Source organism: uncultured Desulfovibrio sp. (assembly GCF_944324935.1).
In the GTDB taxonomy this organism is placed as follows: domain Bacteria; phylum Desulfobacterota; class Desulfovibrionia; order Desulfovibrionales; family Desulfovibrionaceae; genus Desulfovibrio.
Map to the genome: position 1 here is coordinate 21,825 of NZ_CALUYG010000019.1, position 19,759 is coordinate 41,583.

At 62.5% G+C, this 19,759-nt stretch carries 10 protein-coding genes; 1 reads left to right on the top strand and 9 read right to left on the bottom strand.

Translation table 11 applies throughout. The features are described from left to right. Nucleotide 1: 1 nt before the first annotated feature. The 8 genes from Q0J54_RS06005 to Q0J54_RS06040 all read right to left on the bottom strand — a co-directional run bounded on the left by Q0J54_RS06005 (nucleotide 2) and on the right by Q0J54_RS06040 (nucleotide 14,782). Nucleotides 2-1,633: a glutamate synthase-related protein gene (locus Q0J54_RS06005; RefSeq protein WP_296304555.1), complete on the bottom strand. Its 1,632-nt coding sequence runs from the start codon at nucleotides 1,631-1,633 to the stop codon at nucleotides 2-4. After that, nucleotides 1,621-2,727, bottom strand: a complete 1,107-nt coding sequence (locus tag Q0J54_RS06010) for a glutamate synthase (protein WP_296304556.1) — start codon at nucleotides 2,725-2,727, stop codon at nucleotides 1,621-1,623. Before Q0J54_RS06010 ends, Q0J54_RS06005 begins: the two co-directional genes overlap by 13 nt. Before the next feature lie 193 nt (nucleotides 2,728-2,920). Then, on the bottom strand, nucleotides 2,921-4,732 hold the full coding sequence (locus Q0J54_RS06015) for a carbon starvation protein A (protein ID WP_296304574.1): 1,812 nt from the start codon (nucleotides 4,730-4,732) through the stop codon (nucleotides 2,921-2,923). 126 nt (nucleotides 4,733-4,858) lie between these two features. Next, on the bottom strand, nucleotides 4,859-6,997 hold the full coding sequence (locus Q0J54_RS06020) for a glutamine synthetase III (RefSeq protein ID WP_367172230.1): 2,139 nt from the start codon (nucleotides 6,995-6,997) through the stop codon (nucleotides 4,859-4,861). Between the two features lie 726 nt (nucleotides 6,998-7,723). After that, nucleotides 7,724-8,719 (bottom strand): TRAP transporter substrate-binding protein, encoded by a 996-nt coding sequence (locus tag Q0J54_RS06025; RefSeq protein ID WP_296304558.1) that lies wholly within the window; start codon nucleotides 8,717-8,719, stop codon nucleotides 7,724-7,726. Between the two features lie 828 nt (nucleotides 8,720-9,547). Then, nucleotides 9,548-11,140, bottom strand: a complete 1,593-nt coding sequence (locus Q0J54_RS06030; RefSeq protein WP_296304559.1) for a sigma 54-interacting transcriptional regulator — start codon at nucleotides 11,138-11,140, stop codon at nucleotides 9,548-9,550. A gap of 14 nt (nucleotides 11,141-11,154) precedes the next feature. After that, entirely contained in the window at nucleotides 11,155-12,222 is a 1,068-nt protein-coding gene (locus Q0J54_RS06035; protein WP_296304560.1) for an alcohol dehydrogenase, read from the bottom strand. 223 nt (nucleotides 12,223-12,445) lie between these two features. After that, complete coding sequence (locus Q0J54_RS06040) at nucleotides 12,446-14,782, bottom strand: methyl-accepting chemotaxis protein (RefSeq protein WP_296304561.1); 2,337 nt, start codon at nucleotides 14,780-14,782, stop codon at nucleotides 12,446-12,448. Nucleotides 14,783-15,069: 287 nt separating this feature from the next. Here Q0J54_RS06040 and Q0J54_RS06045 point away from each other — a divergent pair, with 287 nt between their 5' ends. Then, nucleotides 15,070-17,970 carry an EAL domain-containing protein gene (locus Q0J54_RS06045; protein ID WP_296304562.1) on the top strand — a complete coding sequence of 967 codons (2,901 nt, stop codon included), beginning with the start codon at nucleotides 15,070-15,072 and terminating at the stop codon, nucleotides 17,968-17,970. A 370-nt stretch (nucleotides 17,971-18,340) separates the two neighbouring features. Here Q0J54_RS06045 and Q0J54_RS06050 read toward each other — a convergent pair whose 3' ends face one another. Next, nucleotides 18,341-19,642, bottom strand: a complete 1,302-nt coding sequence (locus Q0J54_RS06050) for a diguanylate cyclase (protein WP_296304563.1) — start codon at nucleotides 19,640-19,642, stop codon at nucleotides 18,341-18,343. Nucleotides 19,643-19,759 lie beyond the last annotated feature (117 nt).

Here is a 19,759-nt window from a genome sequence, read left to right on the forward strand (position 1 = left end):
GTCAGCAGGCATAGGAAATATGCAGGGTATCGGCCACGTCCTTGCTGGTGGCAACCAGCGCGTCGGAGCGGCCCACGGGCAGGGAGCTGTTGCCCACCGGGGCGAGCAGCTTCCGCAGTTCGTCGTCAAAGGTCAGCATGTAGTCAACGATGTTCTGCGCGCCCCTGTCCACGTCCAGCCGGCGGACGAGGCGCGGGTCCTGCGTGCAGATGCCGGAGGGGCACTTGCCGGTGGAGCAGGCGTTGCAGCGGCCCTGCTCGTTGCCCACGCAGCCCAGGAGCTGGATGAGCAGCTTGCCCATGATGATGCCGTTGGCGCCCAGACAGATCATCTTGAAGGCGTCGGCCGCGGCGTTGCCCGTCATGCCCATGCCGCCGCCGGCCCAGAGGGGGATCTGGCCCTGCAGACCCTGCGAGACGGCGGCAAGGTAGCAGTCGCGCAGCTTGGAGACGATGGGATGGCCGGTGTGGTCGAGGGAGATCTCGTTGGCCGCGCCCGTGCCACCCTGGATGCCGTCGATGAAGAAGCCGCCGCAGATGCGGTAGGGGTCGCGCAAAAGGTTGTTGTAGACCGAGACCGAGGTGGCCGAGGCCGCGCACTTGATGGCCACCGGCACGCGGAAGCCGAAGGCCGCATTGAGCGAAAGGTGCATCTTCTGCACCGACTCCTCGATGGAATAGAGGCCCTGATGGTTCGGCGGCGAATGGAGGGTGGTGCGCGGCACGCCGCGGATGGCCTGGATGTGCGGGGCCACCTTGGCCGCGGGCAAGAGGCCGCCGTCCCCCGGCTTGGCTCCCTGACCGATCTTGATGAGCACGCCCGCGGGGTCGGTCTTCATGCGGGGCATGGCCCGGATGATGCGGTTCCAGCCGAAGTGGCCGGACGCGATCTGCAGGATCATGTAGCGGAGCTGGTCGGATTCCAGCAGGCGTACGGGCATGCCGCCCTCGCCGGAGCACATGCGCACGGGCAGGCCGCAGACCTCGTTGAGGTAGGCCGTGGCCAGAGCGATGGCCTCCCAGGCACGGGTGGAGAGCGCGCCGATGCTCATGTCGCTGAAGATGACGGGATATATCCAGTGTACGGGCGGCGTGCGGCCGTCCAGCACCAGATTGTCCCCGTCGCGGCGCAGGGGCAGGTCCCGTACCGGCATGACGCGGCCCAGCGGGGCGCGCATGTCGAAGGTGTGCCGCTCGGAATCCAGGGCCGGGTCGGTCATCTGGCTGATGCGGCCCACCACGATGGCGTCCAGGGTGCGCTGGGTGTTGAGATTGGTGCGGCCGCCACGCTTGAGGGGACCGCCGGCGCGGGCCAGCAGGGCAAAGCGGTTGTCCGGGTTGCGAACGGGCCGTATGGCCCCGTTGGGGCAGACTTTTTCGCACATGCCGCAGCCCACGCAGGCGCGGGCGAACTCGGCGCGCTGCCGGATGACCGGGCGCGGGCGGTGCTCCTGCCGCGGCGTGGGGAAGGGCCCGTCCGACAACGGCAGGCTGTGCCGCCGCACGCTTACCTCGATGGCGTCAAAGGTGCAGGCGGCCACGCAGGAGCCGCAGAGCGTGCAGCTCTCCTCCTGGTAGTCGATCTTCCAGCGCAGGTCGTTACGCCCGATGTCCTGTGTTCTTACTGCTTCCATCTCTGCACCGCCAGGTCGTTGTCGATGAGCACGAGTTCCCGCTCGTTGGGGTAGATGTCCTTCGAGGCGTCGCGGCCGGGCATGATGGCGTTGAGGCCGCAGACTTCGGAGGCCATGGCCACCATGCCGTCGTCAAAGCCCACCACCACGGGGCGCAGCTTCTTGGAGTCGCAACAGGTCAGCATGCTGCCGTCGGGCAGCAGGCCGATGATGGCGTTGGGGCCGTTGATCTCCAGATGGGCCAGCGATTCGCGGATATGCGTCAGCACCGCGCGGTCGGGGCGGTTCTCCACCTCGGCAAGGGGCAGGGGCGTGATGACGTGCTTGAAGTAGCGCAGCGGCCACTTCAGCTCGTGCAACACATAATGCAGGGTGTAAAGGAAGTTCTGCGAGTCGGACTCGAAGCCCACATAGCCCCGGTGCAGGGACTTCTGGAATTCCTTGTTCTTGGTGAAGAAGGTGTTCTCACCGTTGGCGCAGAGGGTGTAGCCCTGCAAAAAGAAGGGATGGGCCGCGTAGCGCACGATGTCGTAATTGGTGTTCTGGCGGCACTGGGCCACGATGTTGCGGGCCAGCAGGCGGGAGTCGTCATCCCAGAGGCGGAAATAGGTGGCGATATCCGCCGGATCGCCGATTTCCTTGAGGGTCAGCACGTCCGGCCAGAAGGAATAGACGTAGCCCGCATCATGCCGCTCCAGCAGGTCACGCAGGGCAAGGCGCGTGTCCACCAGCAGCTCTTCCCGCTCGGCCCGGCTGCGGTAATGATACACCTCGGGATAATCATAATTGCGGAAGATGTACCGCGGCATGGCCTCGATGCGCAGACCGGGACGCCGATCCACGTCCGGCACCCATTGCGCCGCCTGCACGAAGCCCCGCTGTTCCATGTAGTCGTTGACCAGCTGCACCCCCTGCGGCGTACAGGCCAGCGAAAGCAGCGGCTTGTCCTTGTAATGGGCAAACACGCCCTCCAAATCCTGCATGACCAGCGCAAAGCCCGAATTGTCATGCCCTTCCTGTTGCGGCAGCATGAGCTGTAAGGCCGCCGACGGCGCAAGAGGCGTCAGGCTCTTGATGGATCCGATTCTGCACATATGTTCGTCCTGTGGCGGCCCGCGCCCGCCGAGTTCGGGAGAACGGACGCGGGCCGCGTGTATGGTTTGCGTTCACAAGATTTCGGTTGGATTACATTCTTTCCACCCGCTTCAGAACGAGTCCATAGGCAAGGAGATCCCCATGCCCGCTCCCGAAAACTCGTCCGTACAGGCGGGAATCCCCTGCAACGGCTTATTCCGGCACGATTTCCTTGAATTCGTCTCCATAGCTGTCCTTGACGATGCCATGTTCCTCGAGGAGGACGCACCAGCGGCGAATGGTGCCGAAGATGACAAAGAGCATCATGACCATGACGAGCAGGCTGAGGAATACCAGCAGATACTTGTCGTTGGGGATGTATTGGTAAAGGATCAGCCAGATGCCGGCCCAGAAGGTGATGATGGTCATAAAGACACCCGGAATGCCTGTCATGAGGGCATACCCGCCCTTGTTCATACGAAGCAGGACGGTGGTGCCGATAAGCAGGGTCACTGACGCAAGCAGCTGGTTGCTGATGCCGAACAGGGGCCAGATATTGCTGATATCGCCGCTATACACAAGGTAACCCCACGCGCCGGTAAAAATGAAGCTGGTTACGAAGACGCTTGGCCACCAGTTCTTGTCTCCCCAGCGGGGAGAAATCTTGCCAAGCATTTCCTGCAGGAAAAATCGTCCCACACGCGTGCCAGCGTCCACGGCTGAAAGGATGAATACGGCTTCAAACATGATGGCGAAGTGATACCAGTAGGCCATCAGGTGCTGCATGAAAGGGATCCTTGAGAAAATATGAGCCATGCCGACAGCAAGGGAAACGGAACCGCCTGGGCGGTGCATCAGATTTTCCCGCACTTCCTGTTCCAGAACAGGAAGCTCCTGGACCTTCATGCCAAGCGCGTTGAAGGCCTGCTCGGGCGAATTGATGGCAAAGTAGTCCGCGGGGATGAGCACACAGGCGGCGATCAGGGCCATAATGGCCACAAAACCTTCCAGCAGCATGGCGCCGTAGCCCACAAAGAGCACATCATGCTCCTGGCCAATCATCTTGGGCGTGGTGCCGGTGCCGATGGTGGCATGGAAGCCGGAGAGCGCGCCGCAGGCTATGGTGATGAAGATGAAGGGAACGACGGGCCCCCCCACGATGGGGCCGCCGCCTTCAATGAACTTGGTGAATGGCGGCATGTTGAAGTGCGGCATGACGAAGATGATGCCGATAGCCAGTGCCAGAATGGTGCCCACCTTCAGGAATGTGGAGAGATAGTCTCGCGGCAGCAGCAGGAGCCAGACAGGAAGGACTGAGGCGATGAATCCGTAGATCGGGATCAGGATGGACATGGATTTTTTGTCGATGTCCAGCCAGCCGAAAATTTCGGGATGAGCGGCGACCACGGGGCCGGAAAGCAGGCACAGCGCCAGCAGGATCACGCCGATGATGGAGGCCCCCAGCACATCGCCCTTGCGCCAAATTTGCATGTACAGTCCCATGATGATGGCGATGGGGATGGTTGCCGCCACGGTATAGGTGGACCAGAGGCTGTTGTGCATGGCGTTGACTACCGCGATGGACAGACCCGCCAGCGTCAGGATCAGGATGGCGAGCACCGCCCAGGCGGCCACGGCGCCGGTAGTCTTGTCGATCTCTTGACTGGCGATATAGGCCAAGCTCTGGCCGCGGTGGCGCACGGAGCAAAACAGTACCACCATGTCGTGGACGCCACCCGCAAGGACGCATCCGATCAGGATCCAGAGCATGCCCGGCATATAGCCGAACTGGGCCGCCAGTACGGGCCCCAGCAGCGGGCCGGCTGCGGCGATAGCCGCGAAATGATGCCCGAATAGCACAAACTTGTTGGTCTGGATGTAGTCGTGCCCATCCGCGTATTTGACCGCTGGCGTGGGACGGGCGTCATTCAGGTTCAGGACTTTGCGTGCGATGAAGAGTCCATAGAACCGGTAACCGATGGCGAAGACGCATAGTGCGGCAAAGATGATGGTGACGGCATTTATGCCTGACAGGTATTCCATAAGATGCCTCCAAATTGTGGAAGTCCAGCAGTGATTTGACAGTAGGCGATATCCCGGTTGCCGTTGCTCGGCATGGCATATTTGAGCGGATACCCCAAAAAAACGCGCTTAATGCGTCCAGAGCAATTCGGCATAGGTGGGCAGGGGCCAGAGCTCGTCGTCCACCAGCATTTCGAGCGCGTCGGCGTGTTCGCGACAGAGGCGCATGGCCGGCAGCACGGTGTCGCGGGCCACGCGGGCCATCTCGTGCGCGTCCGTGGCGGCGCGGCAGATGGCGAGGGCTTCGGCCAGGCCGGCCGCCGCCTGCTGGAGCTGGCCGGCGTGGGAGCGCAGGGTGCGGAAATGCTCGTTTTCAGCCTGATCGTCCTCGCTCACGGCGCGTACATGCATGAGCAGGCGGGCGGCGCTGTCCTCAGCGCGGCGGGCGGCCGGGAGTATCTGGCTGCTGACCATGCGCAGCAGCACGTCGCCCTCGATGCGTACGGTCTTGGCATAGTTCTCGAAGAGGATCTCCTGACGGGCCAGGATCTCCCGTTCGCTGAGCACGCCCGCCCTCAGGAAGACCTGCATGACGTCGGCGTCGCTGTAATGTTCAACGGCGGTGACGGTGTCGGGATAGTTGGGCAGGCCACGGCTGGCGGCTTCTTCCTTCCAGGCTTCGGCATAGCCGTTGCCGTTGAAGACGACCGGCGAATGTTGACGGAAAAGGCGCGGCAGCAGTTCCTGGAGGGTCGCATTGAGGGTTTTGCCCGCTGCCGTGGCCTTTTCCAGCTCATCGGCGATGTCCTGAAGGGCGCAGGTCATGGCCGCATTGAGAGCGATGTTGGCCGGAGCCACGGACTGCGAGGAGCCCACGGCGCGGAATTCGAACTTGTTGCCCGTGAAGGCGAAGGGGCTCGTGCGGTTGCGGTCCGAGGTGTCGATGGGCAGGGGCGGCAGGCTGGAGACGCCGATCTCCATGACGCCGCTGCCCGTGTTGGGAGCGGGCTTGCCGGTGATGATGCCTTCGATGACGCCGGTGAGCTCCTGCCCGAGGAAGACGGAGATGATGGCCGGCGGCGCTTCATTGGCGCCGAGGCGATGGTCGTTGCCCGCGCCGATGGCCCCCAGACGCAGGGCCGCGCCGTGCAGGTGTACCGCCCGCAGCACCGCCGCAAGGAAGACGAGGAACTGCGCGTTGTCCTGCGGCGTGGAGCCGGGATTGAGCAGGTTGTTGCCTTCGGAGTCGGTCAGCGACCAGTTGTTGTGCTTACCGCTGCCGTTGACGCCGGCAAAGGGCTTTTCGTGCAGCAGGCAGACGAAACCGTGCCGCGCGGCCAGATGGCGCAGCATGTTCATGGTCAGCATGTTGTGGTCGCAGGCGATGTTGGCTTCCTCATGGATGGGCGCCAGCTCGAACTGTCCGGGGGCCACTTCATTGTGGCGCGTCTTGGCCGGGATGCCGAGCTTTTGCAGTTCGCGTTCCACATCCTGCATGAAGCTCATCACGCGACCGGGGATGGCGCCGAAATAATGATCCTCCATCTCCTGCCCCTTGGGGGAAGGCGCGCCCTGAAGGGTGCGGCCCGTGAGCATGAGATCCGGCCGCAGGGCCGCCAGACGGCGGTCCACCAGAAAATACTCCTGTTCCGGGCCCACGCTGGCCCGCACGCGCTGCGCCGTGTCATTGCCGAACAGGCGCAGGATGCGCAGGGCCTGCACGGAGAGGGCATCCAGCGAGCGCAGCAGAGGGATCTTGCGGTCCAGCGCCTCGCCGGAATAGGCATAGAAGAAGGTGGGGATGTGCAGGGTGGCGCCGTTGTCGTTGCGGATGATGAACACCGGTACCGACGGATCCCAGGCCGTATAGCCGCGAGCCTCGAAGGTGGAGCGGATGCCCCCCGAAGGGAAGGACGAGGCGTCCGGCTCGCCGGAAATGAGCATCTTGCCCGAAAATTCGTTGATCATGTGCCCGTCCGGCGTGGGGGACAGGAAGGCGTCGTGCTTTTCCGCCGTGAGGCCGGTCATGGGCTGGAACCAGTGGGTATAGTGATCCGCCCCCATTTCGATGGCCCAGTCCTTCATGGCATTGGCCACCACATCGGCAATGGCGGGATCGAGACGACCGCCCTCGCTGATGATGCGGGCAAGGCGGCGGTAAACGTCCTTGGGCAGGCGCTTACGCATGGCGTCAAGGCCGAAGACATGGCAGCCGAAAACATCCGCGCCGTCGGTGGCGTTGGCATCGTTTACGTCAGACAGGCGCAGCGGGGCGGTGGACAGGGCTTCCAGCAGGGCGGAACTGCGTTGATTTTTCACGGGAATCCTCCGGGGTGGTGAAACTCGGCGGAAACGCATACGGGGTATGCCGCCGTTGTCTCCCTTTAAGCAGAAAGCATGCCAAACAAAAAAATATTTTCAACATACTGAAATAAAACAATTTTTATTTTTCTAGGCAACGCATGCGTCTGCATGTGCCCCCGGTGGTCGACATTTTTTGACTTTTTTGTAGAAAAAAGAGCGTGGCCGAGGCGGGATCCGTGGGCCAAGCGCTAAGTTATGCATGTAACATTACGATTTATAATATAAAAAAATAATATACAAATTTGTTGTTTTTTGTGTGGCATGGCAAATAAGCTACATAATCGCAGAAAATGTGCGGTTCTCAGCCAATCAGCGCGGATGGGCGGCGGCGACAAGCCGCATCAGGGGGAGACTCTGGGATGTGGGCAACAGGTCCGCGGGATGTCGCGGGCAGCAAAAACGGGCGGCATCCTTACGGATGCCGCCCGGCTGGCATTTGTTCCGGGATCGTCTGGTCCGGTGCGCGAGCGGCGGACCCGGGTCTCGCTGATGGCGGTACGGTCCGTCCCCGTGCGCTGCGCCGGCCCGTCCTCAGGCCGGCATATGGCGGAGTGTGCGGCGGTTCCGCGGGCCTGGCGGGACCGATGCGACGGCTGCCGACCGCGTTATCCCGGCGTCAGAAACGGTCCATCAGATGGTGGGCTTGCCGCAGGCCTTGAGATAGGCATTGACGGCATCACGGCCGCCCACGAATTCCATCATTTCGGGCCAGACCTTTTCCATGGCGGCCTTCTTCCACTGGTCTTCGTCTTCCAGCTGGGAGATGACGACGCCGTCCTTGATGAGCTGGGCCTTGGCGGCGTCGGCTTCCCTGATCTGATAGTCCAGCACGGCCTTCTGGGCCACCTTGCCGCCTTCAATGATCAGCTTTTGCAGTTCGGGGTCCATCTTCTGGAACACACGTTCGCTGATGATCATGGGCTGGAGCTGGTAGGTGTAGTGGACTTCGGTCAGATACTTCTGGTTGGCTTCCTGGAACTTGTTGGCCCGAAAGCCGATGTAGCCGTAGCACTGCCCGTCCACCACGCCCTGCTGGAGCGCCGTGAAGGTTTCGGCCCAGGAGATGGGGGTCGGGCTGCCGCCGAAGGCCTTGTAGGAGGCGATGAGCACGGCGCTCTGGGGCACGCGGAACTTCAGCCCGCGCATGTCGGCCATCTTGGTGATGGGATGCTTGGAGTTGGAGATGTAGCGGAAGTCGGTGTAGGTCCAGCACAGCACGCGGAAGCCGGCCTTGGTGGCGTAGCTGTTGAGCAGTTCGGCCGGCGCGCCGTTGGTGCCCGTCACCACTTCATCAAGATTGGCGAAGAGGTAGGGCAGCGTCAGGATGCCCAGGCGATTCTCAAAGGGCACGAGGTTGGCGATACCCGCGATGGTGATGGGCAGGGAACCCTTCTGCACATTGCGCAGGCACTCGGTCTCGTCGCCCAGGGAGGCGCTGTAGAAGCACTCTACCTTGACCTTGCCCTTGGTCTTTTCCTCGATGAACTTCTTGAAGGTATTGCCCACGACGCCCATTTCCGAGTTTTCGGGGTCACCGGCGCCGATGCGCAGGGTGAGCGCCTGTGCCGTGGTGCTCCACAGGAGACAGACGGCCAGCAGCAGGGGGATGGCCTTGATAATCCTCATAATCGTCCTCACTGGTTGAAGGAAAGAGACAGGGATGTCCCCGGGCCTGGAAAAGAAAACGACCTCCTTTGTTAAATATTTCACTATTTGATACTGAAATATTAATATGTCTTTAAGATATATTTTTATGGTATTTTTTTACGCTTTTGTTGTATATTTCATACATTTTTCCGGCTTTTTTTGTCAATATCTGAGTGCATGATATTTTTTAATGCTAAATGATGCATTATTATTATTTTGTAGTATATGAAATGTTTTTTCAAAACTTTGATTTATTATTTTTATATCAGGTAGTTAGGAAAAAATAAAAATTGTATGACAGGCGCGCGGTGAAGAGGATCCCGCAGCGGGAGCGCGGCCGCCGCCCGACTCCTCGCGCGGAGGTCGGCGAAGAGTGCAAAGAGTGTACGACATGGCATATGCCGACAAAAGGGAATGAGGGAGGCCGGAGCATGCCGTCCGTCGCGTCAGGATGGGCGTGCCGCCCGGAAAAGGCGGGATGACAGGGATAAGGAAGCGGAACCCGGGAGGAAAGCGGGGCAAGCCGCGGGAAAAGCGGCTGGAGAAGCAGCCGTGCCGCAAGGCCGTTTTGTGTTTGTGGGTGAGGCATCAGGGGGGAGAGGGCGGACGCGCCCGGCGGCTGCGGCGTGCCCGGAAGGGGGGACGCCTCAGGAGGGGGAGGAGGCGAGGCAAGCGGTCGCGCGGTGGAGCGCAACGGCGCAACGGACGACATGCACCGGCTGCTGATCCGGACGCACGGCATGCGGACAGGAGGTTGTCGTATGCGGCGAGCGAAAAAAAGCCCCTGCATCGGCAGGGGCCCGGGGGTCAGGCGTCGGCCTTGTCGGATTCCTCGGCGGCGGCCGGCATGCGAAAACTCTGATAGCGCAGATGGTACTTGCGCATGCGCAGTCCCATGATGCGTTCGGTCAGACCGAGGGCCTTCGCCGCCTTGCCCATGTGTCCGCCGGAGGCGGTGAGGGCCTCCACGATGCAGGAGCGTTCCAGCTCGGCAACGCGCTGGGGGAGGGTGGCCGCATGGGCGGGCAGGATGCAGCAGTGTTCCGGGGCGTCCGCCTGCGCGGCGCGGTATTCGCCATGCAGCGAGAGCGGCAGATGCTGGGGAAGGATGATGTCTTCCCTCCCCATGAGCAGAACGGCGCGCTCCATGACGTTTTCCAGTTCCCGGACGTTGCCCGGCCAGTCATAGCGTTGCAGCATGTCCATGACCGCCAGCGAAAGGCGGACATCCTCCCGGCCATTGGCCCGGCCAAAGCGCAGGCCAAAACGGCTGGCCAGGGGCAGGATGTCGTCCTTGCGTTCACGCAGGGCCGGCAGACGGATGGGAAAGACGTTGAGGCGGTAAAAGAGATCGCGGCGGTAGGTCCCCGCCTCCACCATGCTTTCCAGATCGCGGTTGGTGGCGGCGATGATGCGTACGTCCACATGCAGGGTATGCGTCCCGCCAAGACGTTCGAAACAGCGTTCCTGAAGCACGCGCAACAGCTTGGCCTGCACCGGGAGGCTCAGCTCCCCCACTTCGTCCAGAAAGAGCGTGCCGCCGTCAGCCAGTTCAAAACGACCCTTGCGCAGACTGCTTGCGCCGGTGTAAGCGCCGCGCTCGTGCCCGAACATCTCGCTCTCAATGAGATTTTCCGGCAGGGCGGCGCAGTTGAGCGAGATGAAGGGCCCGGACGCCCGCGGACTGGCCGCATGGATGGCCCGGGCCGCCACCTCCTTGCCCGTCCCGGATTCTCCCTGCAGAAAGACGGTCGTGCCCGCATGGGCCACATGCTCGATCTGTTCCAGCACATGCCGCATGACGGGCGAGGAGGTATGAAACATTTCCGCCAGCGGAGAAGCGCTGCTGTTCGTGTCATCCATGAAGCGCTGCCCCTCAAAGGCCGCATGGCCGAGCAGGGTGGCGATGATGTGCAGGAGATCCATCTCTTCCTGAAGGACAGGCTGAGGGGCCATACGCCGATCCACGGACAACGCGCCCACGGACTGCCCGTCGATCTGGATGGGGACGCAGAGAAAGGAGATGGCCTCGTGCTGGAGGTCGCGCGAGCCTGTCCTGTTGAGGAAAAGCGGCTCGCCGGACACGTCGGCGACGCACATGGCCTGCCCTGTCTGGATGACGCGGCCGGTGACGCCTTCGCCGCGGGCGTAGCGTCCGCGCAGGCGTTCCGTTTCCTTGAGGCCGCAGGAGGCCTCGATGCGTATTTCGCCGGTGGCGGGCGAGATGAGGGTTACGCTGCCGCGCACCACGGGCAGGGTACGGCGAAGGCGCTCAAGAACGTTTTCCAGTGCGTCGCGCACCTTGCCGGGGGCGCGCATGATCTCGGCGATGTCGCGCAGCAGGCGCAGCTTGGCGGCATCGCTGACGGCGGACGCCATCGAGGAGGGAGGATGCGTCATGTGGTTGACCAGAGCTAAAGGGTGGAGGGGACGATGGCGCACTTGACGCAGCCGTCCCGGCGGTGGGCAAAGACATCATAGGCCGTCAGGATATCCCGCAGCGGAAAGGTATGCGTGATGAGCGGCCGGGTATCAAGTCGCCCTTCCTCGATGAGACGAATGAGCCGGGCACTGTGGACGGCATCCACGCCGCCGGTCTTGAAAATGAGGTTTTTGCCGTACATCCGGGGCAGGGGCAGGGTCTGCGCCGTTTCGTACAGCGCCACCAGCGCCACGCAGGCATTGGGCCGGGCGGCCTGCCAGGCCAGGGCGAAGGTGGCGGCGGAACCGGCGCATTCAATGACCGCATCCGCTCCCCGGCCCCGCGTCAGGTCGCGTACCCGGCCGGCAACTGCCTCGGTGTCCGCATCGTCCGGCACAAGGATAACCTCGTCGGCCGCTCCCATGCGCTGTGCCAGCGCCAGGCGCTCGGGGAGCCTGTCCACGGCGATGATACGCGCCGGCCCGAAGAGGCGGGCGCAGAGCATGGCGCAAATGCCCACAGGGCCCGCCCCGATGACAAGCGCCGTGTCGCCGGGGCGGATGGCGGCAAGTTCCGCGCCAAAGTAGCCGCTGGCCAGCACGTCGCCCACCAGCAGGGCGGACAGGTCGTCCACGCCGTCCGGCAGAGGATCAAGCCCGTTGTCGGCAAAGGGGACGCGCACATATTCCGTCTGGCAGCCGTCGATACGGCAGCCCAGCTCCCAGCCGCCGTGTTCGCAATTGTTGACGAAGCCCTGCCGGCAGAAAAAGCACTGGCCGCAGAACGTCTCTACATTGACGGCAACGCGCTGCCCCGGGCGGACGCGGTGGACCTCGCCGCCCACCTCCACCACCTCGCCCACGAATTCGTGCCCCAGGATCACGCCGGGACGCGCACGGGGCACGCTCCCATTGCAAATATGTAAATCGCTGGTGCAAATGCTGGAAAGACGGACGCGCACGATGGCATCCGTGGGCGCTGCCAGGACGGGGAGGGGGCGCGTTTCCAGACGCAGCGTGTCGACAGCCGTGAAAACCAGGGCCTGCATGGTGGACGGCATGGGACCTCCTTTTGCCACGTCGTCTTTTTCGCCCCATAACATCGAAAAAAAGGAGCGCTTTCAGGCTTCATGGTCCAGAAAGGCGGACACTGTCAAGTCCGAAAGCGACGGGCACGGCAGGCAGAGGCGGAGAAAATCCCCGGCAGCCGGAGAAAATGAAGAAAAAAAGAAAAAAGGGACGCCCGGATGGACGCCCCAGCAAAGGGTGATGTGAGGAGGTCGTCTAGCTGCGGTGATTGGCTTCGTCCACCACCACGCGCAGAACGCTTTCGTTGATGTTGTGGGTCATGTTGACGCCGGCAAGGTTGCCGTCCACCCAGATGATGCGGGCGGGCGTATCATGCAGGATGCGGGCAAAGGGCCCGTCGGCGCTGTCCATCTTGACTTCATCCTGTTCGCGCAGGCTCGGCGGCGTATCGAAGCGCAGCCGGAAGCCGGAGATGCTGGCGTCAAGGATGGTGGCAAAGAAGGGCACGCCGGCCATGTTGGAGACGCGCACGGTATGCACTTCCGTGATTTCGAAGCGCTCGTCGCCGCGGCGCTCGCTGCGCATGGCGTCGATCATGTGCCGCAGATCGTCGGAGAGCTTGCGCAGCTCCTGCGCATGGCTGGAGGAATCGTGCATGTTCTGCGTGGATATCTTGGCCTGTTCGGAGAAGTTCTCCATCTTGCGCAGCACATCTTCGCTGGCATGCGCCTGATCGGTCGTGACCTGGGCCACGGCGGCGATGTCGTTGACGGCTTCGCCGATGACGTTCTGGATGTTGCTCAGACGTTCGCCGGAATTGTCGGCCAGTTCGGTCGCCTGGCGCGTCAGGGTGACGCACTCCTTGGTGGCCTTGGAGCTCTCCCGGACGCTGTTCTGGATGCCCATGATGGAGCCGGCCACTTCATCCGTGGCATGCATGGTCTTTTCGGCCAGCTTGCGGACTTCGTCGGCCACCACGGCAAAGCCCTTGCCGGCCTCCCCGGCGCGGGCCGCCTCGATGGCGGCGTTGAGGGCCAGCAGGTTGGTCTGATCGGCCACGTCCTTGATGAGTTCGAGCACGTTGCCGATGTCCTTGGCCTGTGCATCAAGCGAGGCCATGCTGTCGGCAACCTTGGAAGTCTGCTCGTCCACGCGCGTGATGCAGGCGATGGTACGGCGCACGACCTCGTAGCCTTCCTGGGCTTCCTTCTGGGCGGTCTGGGACTTTTCCATGCTGAAGCTGGTCTTGAGGGCGGCATCACGCATGGACTCGGCCATGGCGTGCATGCTCTCGGCGGCGGAGACGGCTTCCCGTTCCTGTTCCGTAGCGACCTTGCCGGTATTTTCCAGCTGCTGGAAGAGCTGCTGGAAGGCCTCGGTCTGGGTGGTGGAGATCTCCTGCGCGTGACTGGCGGACAGATAGATACGGTCGTTGAGCTGGGCGATGCGGTTGCGCTGCTCGTACATTTCCGTCAGGTCGTTGTGCAGGGTGAAGACGCCGACCAGGGTTCCGTCAAGATTGAGCAGGGGCGAAAGATCCATGACGATGTGCTTGGTCTGCTGGCGCATGTTGATGAAGGTGCGCGCGTAGCCGAGCACGGGCTTGCCGCTGTGCAGCACATCGTCGCATATGGTCTTGCGGGAATCGTCATTGTAGAAGAACTGGCTGACGCTGACGCCGAGATAATCCTCGGGATGTCCGTCGCGTCCCCAGAGGTCGAGCATGAGCTGATTGACAAAGGTGATCTTGCCGTGCGTGTCGCAGATGGCGAGCGGGGAGGTCATGCCGCGCATGAGGCCTTCGCTGACGCCCAGCTTTTCCTTGATGATGGCCGACGTGGTGTCGAAGGCCTTGGCCAGGCGGCCGATCTCGTCGCCGCGGTCGATGGCGGACGGTTCGAAGATGCCGCGGGCGGCCTTGTCGGCCACGGTGGTGATGCGGGTGAGCGGCTTGCAGATGTTGCGTACCAGCAGCACGGAGATGAGAATGGCGAAGACGATGTAGACGACAGCGGCGGCGGAGGCGAGGCGCAGGGCATTGTTGACGCTGGCGGCCAGATGCTGGAGCAGGCCGTCCTTGGAGTCGGTCAGCAGGCTGCGGGACTGGGAGAGGAGCTTCTGGACATCCGCAAGGAGGGGCAGCGTATTTTCCTGCAAATAGGCGCTCGCCGCCTCATGCCGGCCGGCATCGACGTGTTCCTTGATGGTGTGGGCCGAGGCATGCAGCCTGGTATGGACGTCATCCACCTTGGCAAAGATGCCGCGGATGCCGGGGACCTCTTCTTCCAGCTCCTGGCGCTGCGGGCCGTGGAACCATTTGCCGAAGTCGCACTGCCGGCCGTCGGTGGGCACGCCCAGAGGAGCCTTGCCCTGCTGGAGGACAAAATTCTGCACTTTCATCGCCCATTGCAAATGGGCTACTTCCGCCGCCAGCAGCGCGCCGTCCCTGGAGGGCTGACTGAGGATCTTGGCGTCCTTGTTGACGATATCGAGGTAGAGGAGCATGGCCCCCATCGTGATGAGGAAGAAAAAAATGAACGCACAGAATGTGGTATACAGCTTCTTGCCGACAGAGATGTCAACCCAACGCATGGAATCCTCCAGTTCACAACGTGGCAGGCGCTGCCGCACGCTGCCTCGTACAGGCAATTTTACCAACTATACGCTTTATCGCCCGCGGGCTTGCTTCCTTTATGCCTGCGGGGGATTTTTTGTCCCATCGCCGGGCATGATACCGTGTGAGCGGCGCGGAGGCAATGCGGATGCCGTTCGCCGTTGCGGCTGGCGGCGCAATTTTTCTTGCCTTGTCCTCTGCGAGCTCGTAAATGTGATGGGAAGGACGCAGATCATCCCGTCAGGGGATGATGAGGAGAAAGGATATGCCGCGGTTGTTCTGGCGATTGGGCGTGCTGGTGGGAACCTTGTGCCTGCTCTGCTTCGGGGAGGCGGGCCGGGCGGCCCCGGTGCGCAATGACGCCCCCGCCGCGCCCATGCACTTTTTTTTGCCGGAGAATTTGCGCAAGGACTATGCCGCCCAGCGCGTGGTGCGGGTGGGCTGGTTCGATCAGCATGCCGTCTTCAGGAGGAACGGCGGCAAGGTGTGCGGCTATGCGCCGTCCCTGCTGGAGGCCATCTCCCGGTATACCGGCTGGCGCTTCGAGTGGATCGCCATACCGTTCGAGGAGCTGGCGGAAAAGCTCGACAGCGGCGAGATCGACATATCCTGCGGCATTTCCTATACGCCCGAGCGCGCGCGGCGGATGACGTTCTCCAAACTCCAGGCCGGCTTTGAGATCACCACCCTGCATGTGCCCTTGCAGAGCAATGTCCATTACATGGAGTTCAAGGACTTTGACGGCATGCGGCTGGGGTTTTTCAGCGGGGCGTACGAGCAGGACATCTTTCGCCGTATGGGCAGGCAGTTCGACTTCGATTTCAGCATCGTGGAATTCGAAGAGAGCCTGCCCATGCTCCGCGCCGTGCAGGACGGCACGGTGGACGGCTATGTGGACGGCTGTCTTTCCGGGAAAAACACCAAGGTCGCCGGCACCTTTGCCATCGAGCCGTTTTATTTCGTCTCCCGCAAGGGCGATACGGTGTTCATGCCCCGCATCGACGAGGCCATCCGGCAGATGCAGCTTACCAGTCCCCGTTTTTTTTCCGCCCTGTTCGACAGTTTCCTCAATGTGGGCAGCAACGTCGCCATCTCCCTTTCCCGCGGCGAGGAGGAATGGCTGGCCGGCAAGCCCATGCTGCGCATGGCCTACAGCCGGGAGCTCCAGCGCATGAACCCCCGGGCCGGCCCCTTCCTCCAGCGGCTCGCGCTGGAGATGGCCGGACGGGCCGGCATCAGGCTGGAGATGGTCCCGGCGGACAGTTATGAGGAATGCCTCGCCATGCTTCGCAGGGGAGAGGCCGACCTGATCAGCAACGTGCCGCCGTCGGCGGACTTTGCGCGCCGTTTCGGCATCTTCGTGGGGCAGCCCTATTACAATGCGCCCATCTCCCTTGCCGTGGCCGGGAAGGCCAGGCCCGGTACGGGCCTGAGCATCGCCACCACCCGGGAATTCCTGAGCGTGGAGGAATCCTACCTGCATACCTATCCCGCCGATCGCTTCGAGCAGTACGCCACGCCTGAAGAATGCTGCGAAGCCGTGGAACGAGGGGAGGCGGACGCCCACCTGACCACCTATCCCGGATCGTACGCGCCGCCCAATCTGCCGCGGCGGCACGCCTTCAGCATCACGCAGGCCTTTTATCCCATGGCGTTCGGCTTCGGGCCGCACGTCTCGCCCTACGCCATCTCCATTTTCGACAAGAGCATCCTGGCCCTTTCCGGCGGTCAGGTGGAAACGCTGGTCATGGATCATGTGCCGCAGACCATGCAGGAGATGCTGATCGGCGTCGTGCACCGCAACATCCTCTGGATCATCGCGGGGGGGATAGTGCTGGGAGGGCTCGTGTTCTGGCGCAGGGGCAGGGCAAATCAGAAGCACCTGCATGCCCTGGAAAAGGTCGCCTACACCGATTCCGTCACCGGCGGCATCAACCGCGCCCGCTTCTTGCTTGAGAGCGATGAACTGCTGCTGGGCAGCGCGGAAGGTTATGTGGTGGTGAGCATCAATATCCGCAAGCTCGTGCAGATCAACCGTTCATGCGGATACGGCAGCGGTGACTGGACCATACGGCGCTGTTACGCGGAGTTGCAGAATCTCACCTCCGGCCGGGAACTGGCGGCCCATGTGGGCGGGGGACGCTTCCTCTGTCTCTGGCATTGTCTGGAGGACAGCGACGTGGAAGCCCGCCTGAACACCTTCTTCCATGCCGGGGCGGCACTGGGCGGCGAGCTTGGGCATGCGCTGGTGCTGGTCTGCGGCATCGCCCGCATCCAGAATTTCGAAGGCAGGGTCGCCCCCTTCGTGGTGGCCGCCGAAACGGCCCAGACCAGCATCGGCGACAATACCTACAAGTCTTCCTACGTCTTTTACAATACGGAGATGGACGCCATCGTCCTGCGCATGGCCGCGCTGGAGAACCGCATGCAGGCGGCGCTTGGCGCCGGAGAATTCGTGGTGCATGTGCAGCCGCAGATACAGCTTGCCTCCGGCAACGTCAGCGGCGGGGAGGCCCTCGTGCGCTGGATGCCGCCGGACGGCAGCAAGATCTATCCTGATGAGTTCATTCCGCTGTTCGAGAAAAACGGCTTTATCCGCGAACTGGACATGTATGTGCTTGACCGCGTCTGCCGCTGGCTGCGGCAGCGGCTGGACGAAGGCCGGCGGGTAGTGCCCATCGGGGTGAATCAGTCACGCGCGCTGTTTTTGACGGACACCTATTGCGAACAGTTCCTCAGTGTGCTTGAGCGGCATCACATCCCCCATGACCTTGTGGAAGTGGAGGTGACGGAGTCCCTGGCGGGCTTCAACGAGGAACTGGTCGTGGCCAACCTGCAAAAGCTCAAGTCCTGGGGCATCAAGGTGGCGCTGGATGACTTCGGCAAGGGCTATTCCTCGCTGACGGCCCTCCAGGTCTTTCCGGTGGATGTGCTCAAACTGGACAAGGAATTCCTCTCCGACAAGTCCAGTCCGGCCATGGTGGAGTCCCTCGTGCATCTCGGCGGCAAGCTGGGCCTCAAAGTGTTGTGCGAAGGCATCGAGACGCTGGAGCAGCTTCGTTTCCTGGCCGGCATAGGCTGTACCTACGGGCAGGGCTATTATATCGCCCGGCCCATGCCCTTTGCCGACTTTGAGGCCTTCCTGACCCAGCGGGCCAGTCTGTAGGGGGACGCCCCTTCTTCCACCACCACCTCCTCCTTCTCTTCCTTCCCAGGGCCTGGCGGATTCTATCTGCCGCTTGTTTTGAGGGAAGGAGAGCCCTCGTGCTGCCGTCGATGCTCGCGGCTTCCCGCGTCGTGACGGGAAGGGACGGTCTTCCGGTCACCGTCTGCACGGGAGTGCCAAGCCGTTTCGCGGCGAGGCGAGAAAAGGCGTGCTCGTCCTCCTCCCAGGCCCCCCATCCCTTCCCAACGCGTTTTTACCGGGGAAAAGTCGGAGACACGAGGCCACCCCGCCCCCAAAGACAAGCGGAGCGTGTGCGGCTTATTTTTTCTTGTCTTTTGAAATTTCTTTGTAAAATTTGTGTCAGCAGCCCCTAGTTCACGCGCTGCTCGCGCGAGTCCCTCTCCCGCCGTTCTTCGGCCTTGCCGAGGAGGGTGTCGGGCGCATGCCCGTCCAGGGGAAACTGGGCAATGCCCACGGCAAGATGGCAGCGCAGCAGCCGGGAGCCGATGCGCAGCGGTCCGTCGAGCTGGCGGCTCAGGGCCGTAAGCAGGGGGCCTGTGGATTCCCGTTCCACCAGCAGGCCGAAAATGGCGTTCCCCGTCCGGTAGAGCCGCGCGGAGCGCGGCATCTGCGAACGTATCCGCTGGGCCACGACCTGAAGCAGGCGGTCGCCGGCGTCGTAGCCGTATTCCTCGCACAAGGCGATGAAGTTGCTCAGGCCCAGGCTGACGAGGCAGAACTTTTCCCGCGCGGTGATCCAGGTGCTCACGTCCTGTTGCAGGCTCGCCTTGTTCTGACAATGGGTGAGCGGGTCGTGACAGTCCATGTCCGCCAGGAAGCCTGTCTGCGAGATGTGCTTGAGCAGCCAGTAGGCAAGGATGCTGAGCAGAAGACTCAGGAGAACGGCCACACAGTAGATGCTGGCGGCGTACCACGGCTGGATCCAGCCGGTGCGCGGCTCTATGGCCAGGGACCACTGGCCGTTGGGCAGGATGCTGCTGATCTCCAGCGGATCGACAAGACTGTCGTACGAACAGCCCGCAATGGAGACCGGCGCGCCGTTTTCGCCATTGCGCCGGAACAGGGCAAAGCGGAGGTTCGCCTTGCTGCTGAAGGCGGGCGCGAGATTGGCCAGAAAATTGTCCATCTCCACAACGGCGATGGCAAAGCCCCAGAAGGCGTCGCCATGCGCGCCGCGATATACGGGAAGACGGCAGAGCAGGCCCGACCCGCCCTGCCGCAGGGGATAGGGCCCGTAAATGCCCGGCAGCCCGGAGTCCCGGCTTTGCATGGCCTCCGTCTTCTGGGCGGGGTCGACAAAAAGATCCAGCGGCGTTACCTCGGGTTGCGGCGGATAGCTGTACAGGATGCGGCCGTCCGGGGCCAGTTGCAGGGAGCGTATCTCCCGCAGCACCATGACGCCGCGGGCGCTTTCGTCAAAATCCGTCACGCCGCCGTCGGGCAGGACGCAGCGTTCGGCCAGCAGCCGCATGGTGTTGAAGATATTCTCCACCTGTCGCGTCAGGTAGCCGAGCTGGGACTGGGCGATACCGTAGCAGTGCTGCCGCTCCCGCTGTTCCAGCTGGATCAGCACGACACGACAGCAGGCCAGACTGACGGCAAGCAGCAGGAGGAAAATACCCGCGAGCAGCCGTTTTTTCTTGATGGACATGTGGCCTCCGGCCCGTGTTTCCTTTCAGGGTACGACCGGGAAGGGGAAGGTCAATGTGTGGGGCGCGGGCAGGTCGGAGGAGAGGCAGGGTCGCCCGGACTGACGGTGCGTTTTTTC